Below are 23,039 nucleotides of genomic sequence, written 5' to 3' on the forward strand. Positions count from 1 at the left end.
CATCTAAAGCATGAATGAGTTGATGCGAAAGTTATAATTGTTCAATCGAACGAATCATTTCTACTTTCAGTTTTTGATCTGCCATGCGTGATGCCTTTTAGTAATGTCTAGCTGGTAGAACATACTATAAAGTTGATTCGATGATTTGGAAAACTGAATAAAATCATTATTTTTATTGGCTAATACGATTTTATTTCCTGACTCTCTTGTATCTAATCTTAAAGTTGTACTTCAATACTCGATCAAGAGAGGGGAAATGGCGAATGATTAGTCTTGGGCATCAATACTGGCACCATTCAGCGCCAAACTGTCTTCACCCATCAAGTACAGATATGCAGGCATGATCTGTTCAGGCGTCGGTAATGTTTTTGGATCTTCCGCAGGGTAGGCTTTGGCGCGCATCGCTGTACGAGTACCGCCTGGGTTGATACAGTTGTAACGAATATTTGGATAGGTATTTTCTTTGGCAAAAATTGTGCTGACTGCTTCAATGGCAATTTTTGAAACAGAATAAGCACCCCATTCAGCACGCGCTTCACGCCCTACACCAGAACTGGCAAAGACCACAGAAGCATGTTCAGATTTTTGTAGTAGGGGAAGAAGTTCTTGAGTGAGGACGAAAGGTGCTCGTAAATTCACAGCCATGACATCATCCCAAACTTCTTCTGGATAATGTGCTAATTCAACACGTTCACCTAAGATGCCTGCATTGTGCAAAATCCCATCGAGACGTCCAAACTGTTGTTCGAGTGTATTGACCAGAAGTTCATAGTCATGCGACGTTGCTGTAGACAGTTGTAAAGGTAGAATTGCAGGCTGTGGTGCGCCTAAAGCTTCGATTTCATCATAAATTACTTCAAGTTTATTGAGTGTACGACCATGTAAAACCACGGTTGCGCCGTGTAAGGCATAACTTAAAGCTGCCGCACGTCCAATACCGTCTCCCGCACCTGTGATCAGGATAATTTTATCCTTCAATAAATCTGGACGAGGTTGATATTCTGAATATTTCATGGGAGACCTCCTATCGTTGTTATGATGTTGTATAAGCTTCTATATAAAAACAGTGAAACACCTTATGCAAGATGTTTCATCATTTGTATCATACGATTCACACAGAATGAATGATTTTTTTGTGCTTTAAATATTGACCAACTTTCTAACAAGCTGATGTAATTCTGCAACATTATGGACAATACAATCTGCTTGCCAAGCCTTGAGATCATCTTTGTATTGCAAAGGTAAATAGCCATACGCTGCCAAAATGGTATACATCTGCGCATTGCGACCCGCATCAATATCACGTGGATGATCACCCACATAGATACATTGTTCAGCTGCGATATCAATCTGCTTGGCAGCCAAATACATTGGCTCAGGATCAGGCTTGGTATGTTTCACATCTTCAGGGCAGACCAAAACTGCGCAACGTTCAGTGAGATTAAGTGCTTTGAGTAAAGACTCACTCAGCCAACGTGGTTTATTGGTCACAATACCCCAAGGAATATGGTGACTTTCTAAATCCTCTAAAAGTGGGTACATGCCGTCAAATAGATCTGTATCGACTGCAATATCATCACCATAAAGATCTAAAAAGCGTTGGCGATGGGCTAAGAAAATTGGATCATCGACTTCAAGTTCAGGATAAACCAACTTCACCATCGCACGTGCACCCTCAGATACTTGAGTGCGGATCAAATCTGCATCCACAATCGCACGACCTTCTTCACGGTACATGTCTTGAATAATGCGAATAAAATCAGCTGCGGTATCGATTAAAGTTCCATCGAGGTCAAACAGTACAGCTTTCATTGTGCAGACTCATTGATGGTATAGACCATATAGTTCACATCCACATTGGGCGCTAACCAATAATGTTTAGTGAGCGGGTTGTAATGCAAACCTGTCATATCTTTGAGTTTTAAACCTGAATTGCGAATGTCATGGGCAAGTTCAGACGGTTTAATAAATTTATGATAATCGTGTGTGCCTTTTTTCAATAAACGCAACACATATTCCGCGCCAATGATCGCGAATAAATACGCTTTTGGATTACGGTTAATGGTTGAGAAAAACACATGACCATTCGGCTTCACCAATTTTTGGCAAGCTTGGATAATCGAAGCAGGATCTGGTACGTGTTCGAGCATTTCCATACAAGTGACAATATCGTATTGACCGGCTTGTTCTTCTGCGAGTTGTTCTACAGGGATTTGTTTATATTCAATATTTTGAACATTTTCTTGCTCTGCATGTAAACGTGCAACATTGAGTGGCGCTGCACCCATGTCAATCCCAAGAACATTTGCACCACGACGTGCCATACTCTCTGCTAGGATTCCGCCACCACAGCCGACATCGAGAATTTTCTTATCCGTTAAACCACCTGAATGTTCATCAATCCAGTTTAAACGCAGTGGGTTAATTTGATGTAATGGTCGGAACTCAGAGTGTTGATCCCACCATAAAGCGGCAAGCGCTTCAAATTTAGCAATTTCTTGTGGATCAACATTAAGTTGCGACATAACAGCCACCTCTAAATTAAATTGTTTTAATCAAAAATTAAGTTCATCTATGCTAGTGTAACCATAATTATGAAAAAAGCGATGAATCGTGTAAAAATCTTCACAGAAGGAAAACGATTTTCCCATATTTGTTTTATAGTTAGTGCATAAGCTATACAAAATGACTTCGAGGACAGAACAGTCAATGAAAAAATTTATTATTGGTGGCATGACCGCTATGGTCATGGCATTTTCTGCAAATACGATGGCTGCTGATTTTGTTGCAGGCAAAGACTATACCGTGGTGCAAAATCCTGGAAAAGTTGCAGTTCCTGGCAAAATTGAAGTACGTGAATTCTTTTGGTACGGCTGCCCACACTGTTTTGTACTTGAACCTCATATGCAAGCATGGTTGAAGAAAATTCCAAAGGATGTGAATTTCTTGCGTACACCTGCTGCGATGAATCCGCTTTGGGAACAAGGTGCGCGTGCTTATTATGTGTCTGAAGCGCTAGGTGTGCGTAAACGTGCGCATTTACCATTATTCCATGCTAATGGTAATGGTCAGCAAATTCTACAAAAAGACCAATTTGCAAAATTCTATACACGTTATGGTGTACCAGAAGCGAAATTTAACAGCATGTATAGTTCTTTTGCGATCACTGCAAAAGTCGCTGAATCAAACCAATTGGCGGCGCAATACCAACTTTCAGGTGTTCCTGCGGTGGTTGTAAATGGTAAATATGTGGTGCAAGGTGAAGATGGTAAAGTGACTCAAGTGGTTGATTACTTGATCAATAAAGAGCGTAAAGGCGGAAAATAAGCCTTTAAGTTGTAGAAAACCCGCTAAATGCGGGTTTTTTGTTTTATGATGTATTGCTAAATAGATTGGCTTTTATCGTTTAATTTTTTTCTACATCCCAGTTATCAATCCCTTTAAAAATCAAAAGAATTTGAGTCACAGCTTGCTTTTTTAACACCATTTTTTGCAATTCAAGCTCGATGCCTGAATATTGACGTGACAAGCTTATCCAAGACATTGCCCAAGTAAAACAGAGATTAATCAAAATATTGGTAATAGCTTTTAGGTCATTTTGATTTTGAAAATTTTTAATGACTTCAAACTTTTTAAGATCATTGGCGAGGTCATCATTTAAAAAGTCTATTTCAAGCGCAATCGCTCGACGAACCACCTCTGAACCACCCCAACGTTCTGCAATCATAAAAATCCATTGTTGAGGGCTAGTATCTACAGCTTCAAAGAACAATTCCATACTGGTTTTGGTCTTGGCTTCAGGATGCGCCAAACCTTTACCGAGTTGATGTAAGACATTTTTTAAATACAGCGCAACTTGGTCAACCAGCTCTTTACCTAGCTCATCCATATCTTGGAAATGGCGATAAAAGGCAGTCGGTACTAAACCGACTTCACGGGCAACTTCACGCAAGCTAATACTCGAAAATGAACGACCTGATGTGCTTAAGCTTAAAGCAGCATCAAGTAAAGCCTGACGACTTTGTTGTTTACGTTCATCGCGTATCGACATATTGCTGTCCGAAAAAATTGTTGTGATGAGTCTATCAAAAATAGCGCAACAAAATCACATTAAATTAAGCGACGAATGTCAGTGTACAGATGTTGACTGAATTTATAAAAATAATTATAGTGCACAAGTGTTCACTAAAAGAACATTTGTTCACTCAATAAATAGCAAGCACAAAGAGGAACGTCACATGAGTCAAATTGCTGCCATGAGTAATATGCAATATCAGCCACAATGGGTACGTGAGGATTTTGTCGATTTTATCGCTGAAAAAATCAATCCTGTTTGGGCTTGGAAAAGAGTTAAAGCGGTTGTGATTAAAACACGCGCTTTAAGCGATGATTTTTATCAAATTCAACTACGTCCAAATCGCAACTTTAAACATCAACAGTTTAAAGCAGGGCAAAGTGTTCTGGTTACTGTAGAAATTGCAGGGGTACGCCAACAGCGTAGTTATTCTGTGGTGAAGTTTTTGGACAATGGTGACATCATCATTGCCGTGAAACAGCAGGGTAAAGTATCCAATGCCTTAACCCAGTTAAGCTTTGGTCATGTTGTCGAATTGTCTCAAGCTCAAGGCGAGTTTGTGCTAGAGCAAAGTACAGCACCATTGTTATTGATCGCTTCAGGCAGTGGAATTACCGCAATTTATTCCTTATTGCTGGAAACATTGACCCATTCAAATCGTCCAGTAAATTTGATTTATTTCAGTCGTGATCATGCTTTTCACGCAGATTTAGAACAATTGCATCAACAAAATGCTCAGTTCCATTATCACTACATCAATACAGTGGAACAGAAACAGCATTTGACTTTGGAATTGATACAAAACTTAGTGCCTGATTTTGCACAAGCTCAAAGCTATGCCTGTGGTTCATCTACGATGATGAAAAGTGCTCAGAAAATTTTCCAAGATTTGGATATTGCAGATCGCTTGAAACAGGAATATTTCCAAATCACAGTGGATGAAAATTTAGCAAAACAACCTGTAGTGTTTTTACGTTCACAGCAAGAATTTGAAGCCAAATCGAACTTACTTGAAAGTGCGGAACAGGCGGGTTTAAAGCCGACACATGGTTGCCGTATGGGCATGTGCAATACCTGTACCTGTACCAAAGTCAGTGGTTCGACCAAAAACATGCTGACAGGTGAGATCAATCACGATAGCAATACTCAAATTAAATTGTGTATCAGTCAGGCAGTCAGCCCAGTCACCATTAATTTATAAACTAAAGTCTTTTTAATTACATTCAAACAACTTCTTGATCTATTGAGTCAAGAGAGGGAAGTTGTACCCAAAATTCAGCAAAGGCTTCTAAAAATGAAGTGCTGAGGAGTAAAACAATGAATATGTCAGTGAATTTTCCAAACAGTAAATCAAAACATTTAAATGCAGAACAAACCGCAGAATTTGGTCGCCGTGTGGATGAAATCCGTCGTGAAGTGATGGAAAGCATCGGCGAACAAGATGCTAAGTATATTTATAAAATCCGTAATTTTGTGCGTTATAGCGAAATCGCCTCACGTGGTATGTTGATGTTTGGTGGCTGGATTCCACCTGTTTGGGTGGTTGGTACAGGTTTATTGGGTATTTCCAAAATCGTGGAAAATATGGAGCTTGGTCATAATGTCATGCACGGACAATTCGATTGGCTCAATGATCCAAGTTTGAATGGTGCGAATTATGACTGGGACACGATGTCGACTGGTGATGATTGGAAATATACCCATAACTATGTGCATCATACTTATACCAATATTGTCGGTATGGATCATGATGTGGGCTATGGTTTATTGCGTGTCAGTGAATCGCAAAAGTGGGAACCTCGCTTCTTGTTCAATATTCCATTGGCGATTCAGTTGATGGTGTTTTTTGAATGGTATGTGGGGGTGCAAAATCTGCATTTGGAAGATGCTTTAGTCTATAAAACCAAAACGTGGAAACAAGTTTGGGCAGATGCGACGAAGTTTCGTAAGAAAGCACGCCGTCAGATTTTAAAGGATTATGTATTTTTTCCTGTGATTGCAGGACCAAATGCTTTACCCGTTTTGGCAGGAAATGCTGTTGCCAATGTGATTCGTAGCTTATGGGCTTCTGCGGTGATTTTTAATGGTCATTTCACTGAAGACGCTGAAACTTTTGAAGTGGATAATGTTGAAAATGAAACCCGTGCTGAGTGGTTTCTACGTCAAATTCGTGGTTCGAGTAATTTTACAGGCACAGAGTGGCTACATATTTTAAGTGGTAATTTGAGTCATCAAATTGAGCATCATTTATTTCCTGATATGCCTGCCAATCGTTATGCGGAAGTTGCACCTAAAATCAAAGCTTTATGTGCAGAATATGGTATCAACTATAATGAAGCCAATTTCTTTCAGCAGTTTGGTAGTGTCTGGGTGCGTTTAGCGAAGTGTTCTTTGCCGAATAATATGACCGCTAAAATTATGCAGTCGGTACAGAAGGTGAAGGGGATTTTTGCTTAGTTAGATATAGAAGTTGATTAATCAGTTAAAGCTTATGTTTAAATAGGCTTTAACATGATAAAACTTTTAAATAAATGATTTTATTTTTTGTTTATAAAATCATCCAATAAATGATAACAATATTCTAATTTCTTAATTTGATTCAAAATGATCTGTTTTTGCTCATTAATTTTGCTTTCAACAATTGGACATAAGTTAAAGGATTGTTCTTTAGCATTAAAACAAGGCAGAAAATCATGAATTTTTTTTAAAGGAATTCCAGCTTCATTCAGTGTTTTTATCTTCATTATTTTATCCAGATCAAGTGTCGTATATTCACGATAATTATTATTTTTTCTTAGAGGAGCAATTAATCCAACTGCTTCATAATGTCTTAGCATTCTAGGGCTAATCCCTGTTTTCTGAGAAACTTTTGCTAAATTCATAAATTCACTTGACCTTAACATTAGTGTCATAGTTTATTTTATAACCTCAATGAATACAAATGGTATAAATCATGAATTTTGAGCAGAAGAAAAGTTTAATAGAAAAATATTTCAGCTATGTAGATGAAAAAAATATAGAAATTTTCAATTTATATACTGAGGATGTAGAAATCTTTTTCCCTAAATTTGGACAGCACAGAGGAATTAAAAAAATGAAAGAATTTAGTGAGAGAATGTCTAAAGTTTTTAATAAATTAGAACATGATATGAACAGTCTATTGTTTATTGATGCTGGAGACAAAGTCATCGTTGAAGGAAATGAATCTGGGGAAATGTATGATGGCCAATGTTTTCCAGACTATAAAATTTCACAAGGAAAATTTTGTAATATTTTTGAATTTAAAGATAATTTAATTTCTTCTGTGAAGATTTATGTAGACCCTGATTTTGTAAGTGCCGATCAATTTTTAGTTACAGCCTTATATAATCAAGAATAAGCTAGTTTTGTACGCCAAAACGTACAAAGATTTGCGGATTTAGCCAATATACGGATTATCTAAAATTTCATATCATGGACACATAGAGAGCAGGAAGCTCCAGACAAAAATAAGAAAAGGAAGAACAAGGAATGTGAGGTACGACAGGAGTTATACCGCAAGCATCAAATACGTAAAAAAGCCCAACAGGATGTTGGGCTTTTTTATTGCTCTCAATCAGAGATGTATGCTGAATTTTTAAGAAAAATTACCACTTATAATTTATTTTTCCGTAATAGAACGCACCATTAAAACCAAACGGAGAGAACTGACTGTACTGCAAACTACCACCAGTAGGTTTATTAATGTCATACACATCTTTATCAGGATAAACATCAGTAATATTGTCACCGCCAACAGTAAACTTCCAATTTTTCAATTGATAAGACAGCGCTAAATCCAAGAGCCATTTGGCAGAGAATTTTTGATCACTCGCAGCACTAGAATTACTAAAGGTCTCAAAACTGCCATAACGGGTTACATTGGTATTGATTCCCCAATTACCAATTTTATAATCATTGGCGATACTTAGTTTATGCTCAGGAGTACTGCCTGCCAATAAACCATATTGTTCACGACGGTCTAAGCGAGTTAAATTGACACCTAAAGCATTTAAAATTTCAGGGTTTTTATCAACGCTCGTCACTTCATTTCGATTAAAATTATAAGCTAATGAAGTGGTTAGCTCACCATAAGGCAAGTTTTGCCATTGATAATTTGCGACTAAATCAACACCACGGGTACGTGTGTCACTAGCATTATTGAAGAAGCGAATGGTATTAAAATTGGTATTGGTAATCCCATTTGAGGTGAGATAATTACGAACGGTTGGGCTACTGGCATTAATATTAGATGACAGGCTGATTCGGTCATCAATTTCAATTTGATAAGCATCTAAAGTCAAGTAAAGGTTTTTAGTTGGAGTAAAGACAAAACCAATACTGTAGTTTTTTGATTTTTCCGCTTTTAAATTTTCAGCACCTAGCAATTGAGCAACTTGTGAGGAACTTGGATATGTCCCCGCTTCAACAAACTGACCGTTTACCAATTGAGATGAGGTTTGGGTGAAATACTGCTGAGCTAAGCTTGGTGCACGGAAGCCAGTCGAAACTGAACCACGAACAGCAACTTCTGGAAGAAGCTTATAACGCAATGAAAGAGAAGCATTATTGGTGTCTCCAAAATCATCATATTTTTCATAACGGTAAGCAGCCGACGCAGATAGTTTATTGGTGAGGTCTGCTTCTACGTCTACATAACCTGCGTAACTATCACGTGACCATTTCCCTGCATCGGCTTGACGAAAACCAGATAAACCAGATGAGCCACTTTTATAATATGAACCAGAGTCACCTGCTTTAATTTGATATTCTTGATTTAAATATTGCGCACCAAAAGCAACATTCAATGGACTAGCCAATGCTGAAACTTCAAATTCTTTTGAAAGATCAATATTAAAGACAGATTGAGTATTTTTTAATTGGCCATTGTGAAATGAGTTCGGTGTAGACCCTGTATCTTTGTATAAATCAACATTGATAGTTTTGGTATCCACATCGTATTGATTTAAACCGTAGTTTGCTGACACATCATAATGCCAATCTGCAATGTCCCCCTTTATTCCTGCAACTGCTGCAAAGTCATCGAGCTGCCCTTCGATTAAAGGCAAGTAGCCATTTGGAAATAGTGTTGGGACATTATTTGAAGCGTTACTTAAACGGTAAAAACCAGCAGCTTCTGCATTGCGATGGCTATAAGTCGAAAAACCATAGAGTGCAACTTTGTCACTAAAATCATAACCAGCATTTGCTGAAACTTTAACTTCATCCGATTTAGGGTCGCCAAAACGGAATGTTCTTTGCCCGTATGTGGTTGAATTTGGGTCTCGATGATCTAAGCCAGCTCGATTGGTGGCTTCATTGTCTTGCCATTCACCAGAGAAAATTAAATAACCGTAATCATTTAGTTTAGTTCCACCAGAAACATAGGATTGTTTCTGCTCCCCATCACCTTTATCGTAAATGCCGTAACGGATACCTGCTTCACCTGTTTGAGGATCAGACTTTAAAATGATATTGACTACACCTGCAATCGCATCTGAACCATAGCGTGCTGAAGCACCTTCACGTAGTACTTCGATACGGCTGATCGCAGAAACAGGAATTGCATTTAAATCCGTGGGTGCAGAACCACGACCAATCGTTCCTCCAAGGTTAATAAAAGCACCTGTATGACGACGCTTACCATTGACCAAAACAAGTACTTGATCAGGTGAAAGTCCTTTAAGCTGGACAGGGCGTACCAGTTCAGTGCCATCGACAACAGTTGGACGTGGGAAATTAATCGAAGGAATAATTTTAGACAAAGCAGTGCCTAATTCACTTGAACCTGTACGTTCTGTTAATTCTTGAGCACTGATTACATCGATAGGTTGTAATGAATCAGTTTTAGATCGTTTGAGCGAACGTGTTCCTGTGACAATCACTGCATCTAGTTTTTTGACATCAGCAGTTGATGTAGCTTGCTCTTCTGCATGTGCTAGAGGATAGAGCAAGGAAAGGATGATTCCTGTCGTGATGCTCAATGAATATCGTGTAGATAATGTATGCATGAGTTTGTTTTATCGCTCTTTTTGTAACCATTTGTTGTGATCATAAAGAGCATGTTAATGTTTATAAAACAAATTATAAAAATATGATTAGCTTAAAAATTGCTAAAGCGTTTTAAATTTAATTATTTTCGGAAAATAAAATCACTTAAGTTTGATTGAAATCATTGGATCTATTAGGCATAAAAAACCGAGCAATAAAGCTCGGTTTTTAGAAGCATCAAACTCTAAAAATTAGATGTCTGAAAGATCTACACCAATACGTGCAGCAACTTCTTCATAAGCTTCAACAACACCGCCTAAACCTTGACGGAAACGGTCTTTGTCGAGTTTCTTCTTAGTATCTTTATCCCATAAACGGCAACCGTCTGGAGAGAACTCATCACCCAATACGATACGGTCATGGAACACACCAAACTCAAGTTTAAAGTCAACAAGAAGCATGTTGCCTTGAGCAAACAAGTCTTTAAGTACGACATTTACTTTTTGAGTAAGTTCTTTCATTTGAGCCAATTGTTCAGCATTTGCCCAACCCAATGCAATCGCTTGAGATTCGTTCACCATAGGATCGCCTAAAGCGTCATCTTTGAAGAACAATTCAAAAGTAGGTGGAGTAAGCTCTAGACCTTCTTCAACACCTAAACGACGGCACAATGAACCTGCTGCATAGTTACGCATTACGCACTCTACAGGGATCATTTGTAATTTTTTCACTAAAACTTCAGTTGGAGAAAGAAGTTTTTCAAAGTGAGTTTCGATACCAGCCGCAGCCAATTTTTCCATGATAAAGGCATTAAAACGGTTGTTCACCTTACCTTTACGATCTAGTTGCTCTATTTTTTCGCCATTGAATGCAGAAGCATCGTCACGGAAAACTAGAATTAGATGATCAGCGCTATCTGTTTCATAAACGGATTTCGCTTTACCAGTATAGAGCAAGGTTTGTTTTAACATGGGGGAACCTTTTGCAAAAAAAAATTGCCTAGAACGACTAGGCTGGCCAGTTTTGGTAAATCTGGGTTAATAACTGTGCAGATTTTTCTTTATCTGCAAAGCTATTATCGGCGTTAAACACGGCGATCGTGTTACTTGAACCAACGGAGCTAAGTTTCAATACATAGGTGCTATTGTCGATTTTCACAGTCGCCTCATTGGCGTTTTTGCTTTTACCGATTAGCTTGTGATTGAGACTACTGAGGGTTGCAAGTGTGTACTGCCAAATTGTAGCAGAATTTCCATCGATTTTGATCAATGGATTGCCATTTCCATCGGTTAAAAGTTGCGGACGACCGACGCTTTCAGAGGATGTTGCTGTCTCATTGGCAGTTGCACTTGATTTTTCAACTTCAGGACGCGGAACTTCATACCGATTTCCACGTTTATTTTCGAACACTGGTGCATGTTTCAATGCAAGTGGATCAACAATCGGAGCAGGATACATTGGCGTTGCAGGTCTAACTGTTGACCCTTCAGGGTATTTAAGCGGCTCTACAGAGGTTGTATTTTTATAGTCTAAAGAACCATTGCTGATTCCAAGTGAACTACAACCCGCCAAACTTAAAGCTGAAAGGGCACAAGCTAAACCTAAACGTAATTGCATAATTATAAGCTCTTAATTAAATGAGACCCGCTGCTTTGAGTTCTTCACGCAGTGGAGCACGGTATTGTTCTGCGAGTGGAGTTAATGGTAAACGAACGCCTGTACCAATTAATTCCATTTCATGAAGTGCCCATTTCACTGGAATTGGGTTCGATTCACAAAATAAAATATTGTTTAATTTTGCAACTTGGTCATTTTTCTCTTTTGCAGTAGCAACATCACCCTGTAATGCAGCAGCGCATAATTCGCTCATGATTTTAGGTGCAATATTGGCAGTCACAGAAATATTGCCTTGCGCGCCAAGTTGAATCAGTTCAGCAGCAGTGGCATCGTCACCTGAATAGACGACCATGTTTTTGCCTTTTAAACCTTCAAGCAATTCTTGACCACGAGGAATATCGCCCGTTGCATCTTTAATACCGACAATCTGAGGAATATCCGCTAAACGAATCGCAGTGTCGTTGTGCATATCTACACCTGTACGACCTGGGACATTGTAAAGAATGATTGGAAGATCAACTGCTTCAGCGATCGCCTTATAGTGTTGGAATAAACCTTCTTGCGTAGGTTTGTTATAATAAGGGGTCACGAGAAGAGCGGCATCTGCGCCGAGTTGTTTTGCTTCTTTGGTGAGTTCAATCGCTTCGTGTGTTGAGTTCGCACCAGTACCGGCAATAATTGGAATACGTTTATTGGCAACACGAATAATTTCTTTAATTACTTCAGCGTGTTCTGCCATGCTAAGAGTAGATGCTTCACCGGTTGTACCGACAGCAACAATACTGTTAGTGCCTTGTTCTATGTGCCACTCAACGAGCTTCTCAAGACTCTTCCAATCTACGCTGCCATCTTCAAACATGGGGGTGACGATTGCGACAATTGAGCCTTGAATGGTCTGTGCTTGCTGAGTCATTTTGAAAAAACATCCTATTTGACCATCCACCATGCGTTTGAGTAAACAAGGATTGGGGGATGGTTGCAGTATTTTGATTTGAGCAAAAAACAATCGTATTGAGGATTGCATAATGCTTATGCAAATTATGACTGATTCAGCGTGACAGAACAATATACTTTCGCCAAAGCTAGGAAATTCTTTAACAAAAGCAACAAATCATCCACAGAATCAGCGTCATATTTTTCTGTTATTGGCTTTTTTTGAGTGTTCTATGCCGATGTTTTATTGGACAGTAAGGATTTAGTGTTTTTTAGAATGATAAAAGACGCAAATGTTCTTAAAAAATAGGATCTACAAATTTCTTTTCATAAATAAATTTTCATTTTCTAATCGTTTTTTTATATATAGAAGTCGGAAATCAGTTCTTATTGTATGAGAATAGTCATCTCTATTTTCAATATTCCTGATCAAAAACGTAGAAACTTATACCGAATAATTGGTTCTAACACTTATTTATTCATTCAATAAAGTGAGAATTTTCCAATATAGCTTTTAAGCATCGTCAATTTTCTACCACCTTTTGATAGTTATCTATCTATTCTGACTGTTGGAAGATTCGCCTTTGTTCATATCGCGTAAAAGGATGTTCCATGATGGATAGATCAGTTTCTTTAGATAAAAAGCATGCCACAGTGACTGTGCTGATTTGCTTTTTGATCGCCGTGATCGAGGGTATTGATATTCAAGCCGCTGGGGTAGCGGCAGCAGGGATTAAAGAATATTTTGCTTTGGATGCGACGCAACTGGGTCTATTTTTCAGTGCAGGGATTTTAGGCTTATTGCCTGGCGCATTGGTGGGTGGGCGTTATGCAGATCGTATTGGTCGTAAAAAAGTGTTGATTGCATCCGTTTCAATTTTCGCAATTTTTACTTTAGGTACAGTATGGGTCAATAGTTTTTATTCTTTATTATTGGTACGGTTTTTGGCAGGTGCAGGTTTAGGTGCAGCCATGCCAAATTTGATTGCATTGGCATCCGAATCAACCTCACCTGAAAATCGTGGTCGTGCGGTAGGTTTGATGTATTGTGGTATGCCGATTGGGGCGATTATTGTCTCTTTGTTGGCAGCGCAGTTGGCTTCGACAGATTTGTCGAGCAGCTGGAAAACGATTTTCTATGTGGGTGGCCTGCTTCCTTTGATCGTTGTGCCATTGATGATCAAGTTTTTACCTGAGTCACGTGAGTTTTTAAAAGCGCAACAAGCTGTGCAAAGTACAGATCAAAAACCATTATCTTATCAGGATTTGTTCAGCCGTGAATATGCACCACGTACGCTGTTGTTGTGGGTGAGTTATTTCTTCACCTTAATGGTGGTGTATATCATGTTGAGTTGGTTGCCATCTCTATTCACTGAGTTAGGTTTCAGTCGTAAAGATGGCAGTATGGCGATGGTGTATTTCCAAATTGGTGCTGCGATTGGTACCGTGGTTTTAGGGATGTTGATTGACCGTTGCAATAAAGCCTATGTCATTATTCTGATGTATGTGGGTATTTTGATTGGTTTATTCAGTTTAAATTCAGCAACCACTTTAAATTTGATGTTTGTTGCGGCTGCGATCATGGGAACTTTCACAATCGGTGGTCAGGGTGTGTTGTATGCCTTTGGTAGTTTTGTTTATCCGACTCATTTGCGTGGTCAGGGTGTCGGTGCGGCTTCGGCTGTTGGGCGTATTGGTGCAATGATGGGACCTGCTATCGCAGGGCAACTTTTGGCAATGGGCAGTGGCGCAACAGGGGTGATTAGTGCCGCGATTCCATGTATTGTGATTTCAGCGATTATCATGGTGTTATTAACGCGCCGTTTAGAGTCTGCATAGTATTGATTCATTTGATTTTATCTTTGGTTTTTGAAAACCTGATTTTAAAAGTGGATTTCAAGGCTTAGTTATTGATTTCTATCACAAGCTCGCATTTGCGGGCTTTTTTATTGTATGTTGAGTCATTGGTATTTTTATTTTCAAAATTAAAATAGCCTATATGAAGTAGGCTTATGAATCAGGGTAGGGAAATGTCACAGTCAGAACGCAGTGCTTTAATCGTGGTCGATGTCCAAAATGGTTTTACCTCAGGTGGAAATTTAGCAGTTGCCCATGCAGAGCAAATTATTCCGACCATTAATCAATTGGCACAACATTTTGACAATATTATCCTGACGCAAGATTGGCATCCTGAAAATCATATTTCCTTTGTTGAAAATCATCCTGATTACCAAGCTTATGACATGATTCAGTTGGATTATGGCATGCAAGTGTTGTGGCCATCGCATTGTGTACAAGGGACACAGGATGCGGAATTTCATCCCGATCTTGATATTCCAACTGCGCAAATGATTATTCGTAAAGGCTTCCATTCACACATCGACAGCTATTCGGCATTTATGGAAGCGGATCATAAGACCACGACGGGTTTAGCAGGTTATTTAAAAGAACGTGGCATTGATACTGTCTATATCGTCGGTATTGCGACGGATTTTTGTGTGGCATGGACAGCAATGGATGCTGCCAAGTTAGGATTTAAAACTTTTGTGATTTCAGATGCAACCAAAGCGATTGATTTACAAGGTTCTTTACAACATGCATGGCAGGAAATGCTCGCGGTTGGGGTCAAACGTGTGGTGGCAAATCAAATTTTAAATGCAGAAAAACAGCAGTAACATCAGAAAAATACAATCCGCTTGTCTAAGTTCGATTAAAATTAGCCTGATCAGGGGTAAAAATGTATTCAGGTAGGGACGATGTCGGCAATCTTAGCGTTTAGCAAATTCGTACAAAAGACGTTTGCACTTTGGGTCGTGGTCTTTGCCTTTATTGCATTGTGTTTCCCAAATGCTTTTGTATGGATGAAAGCTTATATTCCGTGGGTTTTGGGGATTATCATGCTCGGTATGGGCATGACCATGACGGTGGATGATTTTAAAGGTGTTTTGCAAAGCCCCAAAGCGGTGTTGATTGGTGTGGTGGCGCAGTTTGTGATCATGCCAGGGCTTGCCTATTTACTCTGTCAATTGTTCCGACTTCCATCTGAAATTGCTGTCGGTGTCATTCTTGTTGGCTGTTGTCCTGGTGGAACAGCATCCAATGTGATTGCGTATATGGCAAAGGCAAATACCGCTTTATCTGTCGCATGTACGACGGTTTCAACTTTTTTAGCCCCGATTCTGACCCCCGCAATTTTCTATGTTTTGGCCAGTCAATGGATTCCGATTGATGCAGGCTCGATGTTTATTGATATTTTAAAAGTGGTGATTTTCCCAATCATTCTTGGGGTGATTCTACGCAGTGCATTTAAACAAAAAACAGAACAATATATTCAAATCATGCCGTTGATTTCAGTAATTGCGATTGTGGTGATCGTTGCAGCGATTATTGCAGCAAGTAAGGCATCGATTTTACAGTCAGGTTTACTGATTCTCGGTGTGGTCATGCTACATAATGGTTTGGGTTTCTTGTTGGGGTATTGGGCAAGTCGTTTGTTTAAACTGTCTTATCCTGACTCGAAAGCAGTGTCGATTGAAGTGGGTATGCAAAATTCAGGTTTAGGCGTAACGCTCGCCGCGATTCATTTTGCAGCTTCACCTGTAACAGCAGTTCCGAGTGCAATTTTTAGTCTTTGGCACAATATTTCAGGGCCTGCATTGGCAACCTATTGGGCGGCAAAGGCGGATAAAATGGCTGAAAATAAAGAATAATATTTTCAAATTTTCTTGAGAGTGCTTAAGCACTCTTTTTATTTGTATTTACTTATTCTCAAGTTGTTTTAAAAACGCATCCTCAGTTATGACTTGAAAACCGTGTTGTTCAAGCAATGCTGTGGTGACACCTACGCCGTGAATTTTTTGTCCTGTAAATGTTCCATCATAAATCATGTTTGAACCGCAAGATGGGCTATTGGCTTTGAGAATGACATGTGTGATTTGATGTTTTTGCGCAAGTTTTAAAGTTTTTTCTGCACCTAAAATAAAGGCTTGCGTGACATTATTGCCTTGCGCATCCATTACTTTCGCCCGATGATTTAAAACATCACAACCATCGCCACCCACAATTTCAGCAGGAGGGCGAGGCGTGCTCAATCCACCTGAAACTTCAGGACAGATCGTAACAGCTTGACCTGTTTCAATCAGTTGTTTGAGTTGCTGTTGTAAGCAGTTTTTGCCATCGTAACGGACATTTTCACCAATGAGGCAGGCGCTGATGAGGTATTTTTTCATATGAATGGATCACACAGAAGTTTGTCGTTTACGATTGAATATTTGAAATAACAACCAATCATTCATATATTCAATATAGCAGGGATTAAGGGGTGAGGATGTGGCTGTTTATGTAGATCGAGCAAAGGTTCAATTTAGAGGTCGAGAATGGTGTCATCTCATGGCAGATACGCTGGAAGAGTTGCATGCTTTTGCTCAGAGCTTGGAGATCGATGCACGTTTGTTTCATCGTACAGCATCTTATCCACATTATGATATTACTTTGGAAATGCGGATTTTGGTCATCGAGCATGGTGCAATCGATGCTGATCGCAGAACGATTATCGCCTGTGGGAAACGTTTGAAATTACAGCTTGGCTATTAACACAATAGATTATTCCGCCGTTTAAAACATCATTCGATGTTTGTTTCAGATATTAAGTTTATGAATTATTTTGTTTTATGAATAAGATGATGATTTAGTTTTTTCATTCAAAATAAAAACAGCATGATGTAATAAAACCATCTCTCTATGATCTGTTATAATTACGCACAATATTTATTTAAATCCAAATAGGACAAACTATGCGTATCGACCAACGTGCCTTAGATCAATTACGTGATGTGAAAATTACCCGTAACTACACACGTTATGCGGAAGGTTCTGTTTTGGTTGAATTTGGTCATACAAAAGTGCTGTGTACTGCGAGTATTGATAATTCAGTTCCACGTTTTCTAAAAGGAAAAGGTCAAGGCTGGGTGACTGCTGAATATGGTATGTTGCCACGTTCAACACATACACGTAGTGACCGTGAAGCAGCACGCGGTAAACAGTCAGGTCGTACCCAAGAAATTCAACGTTTGATTGGTCGTAGTCTACGTTCAATGGTTGATTTGAAAAAATTAGGCGAAAACACCATTACTATCGACTGTGATGTGATCCAAGCGGATGGTGGTACACGTACTGCTTCAATTACAGGTGCTGCAGTGGCATTGATCGATGCGATGAATGTGCTTCTAGAAAAGAAAAAAATTAAACAAGATCCATTAAAAGGTCTCGTTGCTGCGATTTCTGTGGGTATTTTTGAAGATGAAGTTCTACTTGATCTTTGCTATGAAGAAGATTCTAACTGTCAAACTGACTTGAATGTAGTGATGACGCAAGCAGGTGAGTTTATTGAAATTCAAGGCACTGCGGAAGAAAAACCATTCACACGTGCGCAATCAAATGCGATGTTAGAAATGGCTGAAAAAGGGATTCAAGAGTTGGTGAAAAAGCAACAAGAAGCGCTGGGTTGGTAATTCTTAGTTGATGATTTTTTAATTGATAACTTTCCAGATTCTTTGAGATTTAAAACGCATCTTCGGATGCGTTTTTTTATGCCTTTTTATTCATGAAGCTTCATTAAATTGCCATGAAAGTTTAACTTAACTGTCATTGGTGTCGTATTGACTATTCGTACTTCTAGTTTATGGATAGGACAATGCGAAATTTTCTCCTGATCTGCGTCACGAGTATAAGTGTGTTACTCAGCGCATGTAATGACAATAATGATAGTGGTGATAACACTACAACACAGCCACCAGCTTCAAACTGCAAAATCCATTGCGCACCATAATAAAAATATAAGGATATATTCATGAACCGTCGTGATTTTTTAGTCAATTCAAGTAAAACGATTTTCGGCACAGCAGCATTAGCCAGCTTTCCAGCCAGCATTCAAAAAGCCTTAGCAATCGATGCCAAAGTTGAAACTGGAACGATTAAAGACGTTAAACATGTGATTATTTTGACGCAAGAAAATCGTTCATTTGATAATTACTTTGGTACTTTAAAAGGAGTTCGTGGTTTTGGTGATCGTTTCACAATTCCACTCTCAGACAATCGTAAAGTTTGGGAACAGTATGATAAAGATAAGAATAAAATTTATCCCTATCATTTAGACAGTACTCGTGGCAATGCACAGCGTGTGAGCGGTACACCGCATTCATGGACAGATGGGCAATACGCTTGGAATCATGGGCGTATGGGCAATTGGGTACAATATAAAAATCCACAATCGATGGGTTATTACAAACAACAAGAGGTTGAATTTCAATTTTCTCTGGCAAATGCTTTTACCCTTTGTGATGCTTATCATTGTGCGATGCATACAGGCACTAACTCAAACCGTATGTTTATTTGGACAGGTTCAAATGGTCCTAAAGCAGCAGGTGTGGCGAGTGTAGTGAATGATTTGGATGCGATTGGACCATCAACGACGGGCTATGATTGGACAACCTATCCAGAGCGTTTACAGCAAGCGGGTGTGACTTGGAAAGTTTATCAAAACATGCCAGATAACTTTACCGACAATCCTTTGGCGGGTTTTAAACAATATCGCCGTGCTAATGAACAGTCAGGTAAGCCTGTCAATAACAATACAATTTGTCCAGCTTATGATCCAGCAATTGATGCAACCCAGCCCTTATATAAAGGCATTGCCAATACTATGCCAGATGGTGGTTTTTTAGGCTCATTCAAGGAAGATATTGCCACAGGTCAATTGCCTCAAGTCAGTTGGATGATTGCACCTGCAACTTATAGTGAACATCCTGGACCATCTAGCCCAGTACAAGGGGCTTGGTATATTCAAGAAGTATTGAATGCATTAACAGCGGATCCTGAAGTTTGGAGTCAGACGGTTTTATTGGTGAATTTTGATGAAAATGATGGTTTCTTTGATCATGTTCCATCACCGAGTGCACCATCTAAAGAATTAGATAAAGACACAAAAGTTGTGAAAGTTCATGGTAAATCCACATTAACAGATGAGCAGATGTCTTATGAATATGCGACACATCCTAAAGCATCAGCAGGGCAACCTAATTTTACCGATCCAACTGTAAGTAATGGGGTCGGTGTCTATGGGCCTGGGATTCGTGTTCCGATGTATGTGATTTCGCCATGGAGTCGTGGTGGTTGGGTCAACTCACAAGTGTTTGATCATTCATCTGTAATTCGTTTCTTAGAACAACGTTTTGGTGTGCAAGAGCCGAATATTAGTCCATATCGCCGTGCAGTGTGTGGTGATTTGACCACAGCATTCGATTTTAAAAATCCGAATACTGCCGTTATACCTGAGCTCGTTGGCAAAAAAACCAAGAGTGAAGCCGATGCAATTCGTACAGCTCAAGGATTACTGCCACAAGTTTCACGACCATTAAGTCAGGTTTATCCTGTGCAACAAACAGGAACGCGTTTCTCACGTGCTCTGCCTTATATTCTACATACCAGTGCCAAAGTAGATGTGGTGAATAAAAACGTCAAATTGATGTTTTCAAATACAGGAACGCATGCAGCTGTATTTCATGTTTACGACAAGTTGGATCTAAATGCGATACCACGACGTTATATGGTTGAAGCAGGCAAGCAGTTGGATGATGTGTGGAATACTTCGACAGGACAATATGATTTATGGGTTTTGGGACCTAACGGATTTCATCGCGGGTTTACGGGTGATTTAACCAAAACCACACAAACAGATTCATTGGCAGAAGTCCGTGTCTGTGTAGAAGAATGCAGTTCAAAAATCTATCTAAAAGTCCGGAATGATGCGGGGAAAACGACCAAATTAACCGTAAAAGCCAATGCTTATTTACCAAATAAGACATGGAGCATCGAAACAGCATCGACTGAAAAAGAGCTGAATTGGGATATGGCAGATTTTGGTGGCTGGTATGATTTTACTGTGACTATAGATGGCGATAGTAGTTATAAACGCCGCTTTGCAGGTCGTATTGAAACAGGTAAAGATTCATTCTCTGACCCATATATGGGTTTTATGGAGTCTTAAATTTCAAAGCCTCATTATAAAAATAAGGTGCAATTGCACCTTATTTTTTCTTCTAGTTTTATTGAGTTGTTTAACTGTATATAGTAATAATTTTACATGTTTAAGATTCAGTTTATCTAAAGTACCCAGTAGATACAGAAAATCGCGGAAATAGCTGTGTTTGATATACACATTCCCCAACATTTTGCAGGGTGAAGTATTTAGGATAGTTAAAAATTTTAAAACAATGGTGTGATCATGAAGATTCTGATTTTTCTATTCGCAATGATTACGTTTTATTTAATGATGAGTGATCCTCGCAGAGATTATTTTGGACAAGGTGATTCAACTGCGCAAGATAGTGATCAATTACAGCCAGAGCGAAAAAAAGAAGATTCTAAAGAATCTTCTTAGTATTTTTTAAACTGACTTAACTTTTTGTCTCAGGTTTTAAAATTTGATAAGTAAAGTTCTTACCATTCAACACATCCATATTCATGTCCTTGTATTCTTTCAATACTTGCTGTGAATCAAAATCACACGATTTTTGAGTTTGTGTGCCTGTGTTATGCACTGCTTTATAACAAGAACTGACTTTGTTCACAAAAGTATAATAAGGCGACAGCGGAACGTGTGCTGCTTCCAGTACTTTAGGCGCTAAGAAGTGTGCAGCCACAAATTGCCCTTCAAACTGCTTTTTGTCAATCGGGAAGTTTGCCCAAACTGAGAGTGGTGTTTCAAAGAAACGTGTATCTTTTTTCTCAGTTTTCTCTTGTTCAGATTTAAAGTAACCATATTCATCATAGACTTTTTGTAAGTTCGGTAAATGGTCACCAAAGAAGATCACAATTGTTGGGCGATCTAAAGTCTTCACATTTTCAATCAGAACTTTAAATTTATTATCTGCGCGTTGCATACCTGTTAAGTAGGTATTGAGCGCACGTTTTGAATTGTCACTAATACCCTTTTTAGTGATTTTAAAATGGTCTTTACCATAACGATCATCACCATACATTGGATGGTTTTCGACACTGATTGCATAGATAAATTGAGGTTTATCGGTATTTTTAAGTTGATTTTCAATACTGTTATAAATCAGATCATCCGTCGCCCAACCAGCAGCGTTAATATATTTAGCACGATCCGCCATGTTGATCATATTTTCAATCGAAGTAAAACGATTGAAGCCCATATTTTGATACACGGCACTACGGTTATAGAAATATTTACCGTTGTTGTGCATCGCTGTCGTTTCATAGCCCAATGTATTGAGATACATCGGCAATGAATAGGTCGGGCGTTTTAGTTTTGAGACATAAGCCAATTCATTATGATTTAAAAAAGTATTTAAACTGGTTAATACTTCAAACTCGACATTGGCTGTGCCACCACCAAAACTTGGAGAAAGTAGGGTAGATACTTGATTTTTATTGATCGTTGGGGTGATATTGCGTGGAATACTTTTATCCAGTTGTGTTGCATCCCAGTGTGATTCGCTCATCACAAAAACAATATTCGGCAGTTGTTTTTCTGCTGAATTTTCATCAGAAACGGGTGCTGGAGTTTCATTAAACTCCTGAGGTGTTTGATAAAAAGTTTCCACTTCTTTTTCAGGAATCACCTGAGTTTGGAAAATTTTATTATTCAACCCATCGACAGTTTTAGAGAAAAAAAATGCCGAAAAGCCTAAGTGTTTAATGGTTAAATGATCACCGACCCAATCACCACGTGTATTAGGTAAATACAATGAATATTCACACAGTGTCCCCTTTTTAGGCGCGGGACAGTTTTCTCTAAAATTATCTTTAAAATTCGCCGTGATAAAGAATCCGAGTATCGCAAAAGATAAAATACTATTGGTCAGAAGTAAGGGTTTTGTACCTAATTTTTCTTTACGATAGAGGAAAACAAATAAGGCAACGAATACAGCGATTGCGCCAAATACCGCGATTTTTAAAAAAATAGGTGAAGCAATAAAGGTTTCTTTGAAAAGTAAAAAATCATTCGGCACGAGGCTTGCCGAAAGGTATTGTTCTTTCTTGATATTGATAAAAGTCAGTAAGAAAATAACAAATTGGCTCAACAAAATCGTCGCAAAAGTTTTTCTTAAAATTAAATAAAATAAGCTAATCAAGGCATAGTTCAATAAAATTGAAAAACCGTATTTAAATAGGCGTGGTTTTAGATAGATGTCACGTAATTGAAAGAAACGCGTGATATCTTCTTGGTATAAGAAAAAAGCAAATACAGATAAAAACGCGACAAGTAAGAATAAAACTTGTTGTTTCAAAGTCTTCATTGGCTAAATTTCAAGAATAGATTGGAAAGCCCAATATTATAGGCTTTCTAACAGCCTTTTTCTATGTATTGATTGGTTGTTTT

The 23,039-nt window shown here is 38.7% G+C and carries 22 protein-coding genes; 11 read left to right on the forward strand and 11 right to left on the reverse strand.

The window, feature by feature from the left end; translation table 11 throughout:
• Nucleotides 1-267: 267 nt before the first annotated feature.
• From EXE10_RS05500 to ubiG, 3 genes are all read right to left on the reverse strand, one after another.
• Nucleotides 268-1,014 (reverse strand): YciK family oxidoreductase, encoded by a 747-nt coding sequence (locus EXE10_RS05500; protein WP_068975535.1) that lies wholly within the window; start codon nucleotides 1,012-1,014, stop codon nucleotides 268-270.
• 126 nt (nucleotides 1,015-1,140) lie between these two features.
• On the reverse strand, nucleotides 1,141-1,812 hold the full coding sequence (locus EXE10_RS05505; protein WP_130112634.1) for an HAD family hydrolase: 672 nt from the start codon (nucleotides 1,810-1,812) through the stop codon (nucleotides 1,141-1,143).
• The gene (gene ubiG / locus EXE10_RS05510) at nucleotides 1,809-2,525 is read right to left on the reverse strand and encodes a bifunctional 2-polyprenyl-6-hydroxyphenol methylase/3-demethylubiquinol 3-O-methyltransferase UbiG (RefSeq protein ID WP_130112635.1); all 717 of its coding nucleotides are present in this window, start codon (nucleotides 2,523-2,525) and stop codon (nucleotides 1,809-1,811) included. The genes EXE10_RS05505 and ubiG overlap by 4 nt, the downstream gene beginning before the upstream one ends.
• 184 nt (nucleotides 2,526-2,709) lie before the next feature.
• Here ubiG and EXE10_RS05515 point away from each other — a divergent pair, with 184 nt between their 5' ends.
• Nucleotides 2,710-3,327: a thiol:disulfide interchange protein DsbA/DsbL gene (locus EXE10_RS05515; protein ID WP_068975538.1), complete on the forward strand. Its 618-nt coding sequence runs from the start codon at nucleotides 2,710-2,712 to the stop codon at nucleotides 3,325-3,327.
• Between the two features lie 79 nt (nucleotides 3,328-3,406).
• Here EXE10_RS05515 and EXE10_RS05520 read toward each other — a convergent pair whose 3' ends face one another.
• Nucleotides 3,407-4,051: a TetR family transcriptional regulator gene (locus tag EXE10_RS05520; protein ID WP_130112636.1), complete on the reverse strand. Its 645-nt coding sequence runs from the start codon at nucleotides 4,049-4,051 to the stop codon at nucleotides 3,407-3,409.
• Nucleotides 4,052-4,238: 187 nt separating this feature from the next.
• On the opposite strand from EXE10_RS05520, the gene EXE10_RS05525 reads away from it, so the two are divergent.
• Both EXE10_RS05525 and EXE10_RS05530 read left to right on the forward strand, forming a co-directional pair.
• The gene (locus tag EXE10_RS05525; protein ID WP_416346096.1) at nucleotides 4,239-5,276 is read left to right on the forward strand and encodes a ferredoxin reductase; all 1,038 of its coding nucleotides are present in this window, start codon (nucleotides 4,239-4,241) and stop codon (nucleotides 5,274-5,276) included.
• A gap of 116 nt (nucleotides 5,277-5,392) precedes the next feature.
• Nucleotides 5,393-6,532 carry a fatty acid desaturase family protein gene (locus EXE10_RS05530; protein WP_130112637.1) on the forward strand — a complete coding sequence of 380 codons (1,140 nt, stop codon included), beginning with the start codon at nucleotides 5,393-5,395 and terminating at the stop codon, nucleotides 6,530-6,532.
• Nucleotides 6,533-6,612: 80 nt separating this feature from the next.
• Here the strand turns inward: EXE10_RS05530 and EXE10_RS05535 are convergent, their stop codons facing one another.
• Nucleotides 6,613-6,957, reverse strand: a complete 345-nt coding sequence (locus EXE10_RS05535) for a MerR family transcriptional regulator (protein WP_165382985.1) — start codon at nucleotides 6,955-6,957, stop codon at nucleotides 6,613-6,615.
• A gap of 71 nt (nucleotides 6,958-7,028) precedes the next feature.
• On the opposite strand from EXE10_RS05535, the gene EXE10_RS05540 reads away from it, so the two are divergent.
• Nucleotides 7,029-7,454, forward strand: a complete 426-nt coding sequence (locus EXE10_RS05540) for a nuclear transport factor 2 family protein (RefSeq protein WP_130112639.1) — start codon at nucleotides 7,029-7,031, stop codon at nucleotides 7,452-7,454.
• 247 nt (nucleotides 7,455-7,701) lie between these two features.
• Here EXE10_RS05540 and EXE10_RS05545 read toward each other — a convergent pair whose 3' ends face one another.
• The 4 genes from EXE10_RS05545 to dapA all read right to left on the reverse strand — a co-directional run bounded on the left by EXE10_RS05545 (nucleotide 7,702) and on the right by dapA (nucleotide 12,614).
• Complete coding sequence (locus tag EXE10_RS05545; RefSeq protein ID WP_130112640.1) at nucleotides 7,702-10,104, reverse strand: TonB-dependent receptor plug domain-containing protein; 2,403 nt, start codon at nucleotides 10,102-10,104, stop codon at nucleotides 7,702-7,704.
• Between the two features lie 231 nt (nucleotides 10,105-10,335).
• Nucleotides 10,336-11,055, reverse strand: coding sequence for a phosphoribosylaminoimidazolesuccinocarboxamide synthase (gene purC, locus EXE10_RS05550; RefSeq protein WP_068975543.1), 720 nt, complete (start codon nucleotides 11,053-11,055; stop codon nucleotides 10,336-10,338).
• A gap of 37 nt (nucleotides 11,056-11,092) precedes the next feature.
• Nucleotides 11,093-11,701, reverse strand: coding sequence for a lipoprotein-34 precursor (NlpB) (locus tag EXE10_RS05555; RefSeq protein ID WP_130112641.1), 609 nt, complete (start codon nucleotides 11,699-11,701; stop codon nucleotides 11,093-11,095).
• Between the two features lie 16 nt (nucleotides 11,702-11,717).
• On the reverse strand, nucleotides 11,718-12,614 hold the full coding sequence (dapA, locus tag EXE10_RS05560) for a 4-hydroxy-tetrahydrodipicolinate synthase (protein ID WP_130112642.1): 897 nt from the start codon (nucleotides 12,612-12,614) through the stop codon (nucleotides 11,718-11,720).
• A 635-nt stretch (nucleotides 12,615-13,249) separates the two neighbouring features.
• Here dapA and mhpT point away from each other — a divergent pair.
• From mhpT to EXE10_RS05575, 3 genes are all read left to right on the forward strand, one after another.
• Nucleotides 13,250-14,473, forward strand: a complete 1,224-nt coding sequence (gene mhpT, locus EXE10_RS05565) for a 3-(3-hydroxy-phenyl)propionate transporter MhpT (RefSeq protein ID WP_087552134.1) — start codon at nucleotides 13,250-13,252, stop codon at nucleotides 14,471-14,473.
• 191 nt (nucleotides 14,474-14,664) lie between these two features.
• Nucleotides 14,665-15,309, forward strand: a complete 645-nt coding sequence (pncA, locus tag EXE10_RS05570; RefSeq protein ID WP_087552133.1) for a bifunctional nicotinamidase/pyrazinamidase — start codon at nucleotides 14,665-14,667, stop codon at nucleotides 15,307-15,309.
• 81 nt (nucleotides 15,310-15,390) lie between these two features.
• Complete coding sequence (locus tag EXE10_RS05575) at nucleotides 15,391-16,344, forward strand: bile acid:sodium symporter family protein (protein ID WP_087552132.1); 954 nt, start codon at nucleotides 15,391-15,393, stop codon at nucleotides 16,342-16,344.
• A gap of 48 nt (nucleotides 16,345-16,392) precedes the next feature.
• On the opposite strand, the gene EXE10_RS05580 is transcribed toward EXE10_RS05575, so the two are convergent.
• A complete protein-coding gene (locus EXE10_RS05580; protein WP_130112643.1) occupies nucleotides 16,393-16,863 on the reverse strand; it encodes a DUF523 domain-containing protein in 471 nt (156 codons plus the stop codon).
• A gap of 100 nt (nucleotides 16,864-16,963) precedes the next feature.
• Between EXE10_RS05580 and EXE10_RS05585 the strand changes: the two genes are divergently transcribed.
• From EXE10_RS05585 to EXE10_RS21425, 4 genes are all read left to right on the forward strand, one after another.
• Complete coding sequence (locus tag EXE10_RS05585) at nucleotides 16,964-17,227, forward strand: DUF4031 domain-containing protein (protein WP_068975549.1); 264 nt, start codon at nucleotides 16,964-16,966, stop codon at nucleotides 17,225-17,227.
• A gap of 200 nt (nucleotides 17,228-17,427) precedes the next feature.
• On the forward strand, nucleotides 17,428-18,144 hold the full coding sequence (gene rph / locus EXE10_RS05590; protein WP_068975550.1) for a ribonuclease PH: 717 nt from the start codon (nucleotides 17,428-17,430) through the stop codon (nucleotides 18,142-18,144).
• Between the two features lie 338 nt (nucleotides 18,145-18,482).
• Entirely contained in the window at nucleotides 18,483-20,678 is a 2,196-nt protein-coding gene (locus EXE10_RS05595; protein WP_130112644.1) for a phosphocholine-specific phospholipase C, read from the forward strand.
• A 237-nt stretch (nucleotides 20,679-20,915) separates the two neighbouring features.
• Nucleotides 20,916-21,071, forward strand: a complete 156-nt coding sequence (locus EXE10_RS21425; RefSeq protein WP_165382986.1) for a hypothetical protein — start codon at nucleotides 20,916-20,918, stop codon at nucleotides 21,069-21,071.
• A gap of 16 nt (nucleotides 21,072-21,087) precedes the next feature.
• On the opposite strand, the gene EXE10_RS05600 is transcribed toward EXE10_RS21425, so the two are convergent.
• Complete coding sequence (locus EXE10_RS05600) at nucleotides 21,088-22,956, reverse strand: LTA synthase family protein (protein WP_130112645.1); 1,869 nt, start codon at nucleotides 22,954-22,956, stop codon at nucleotides 21,088-21,090.
• Nucleotides 22,957-23,039 lie beyond the last annotated feature (83 nt).

The organism is Acinetobacter sp. WCHAc060033 (assembly GCF_004209125.1).
GTDB classification, from domain to species: domain Bacteria; phylum Pseudomonadota; class Gammaproteobacteria; order Pseudomonadales; family Moraxellaceae; genus Acinetobacter; species Acinetobacter wuhouensis.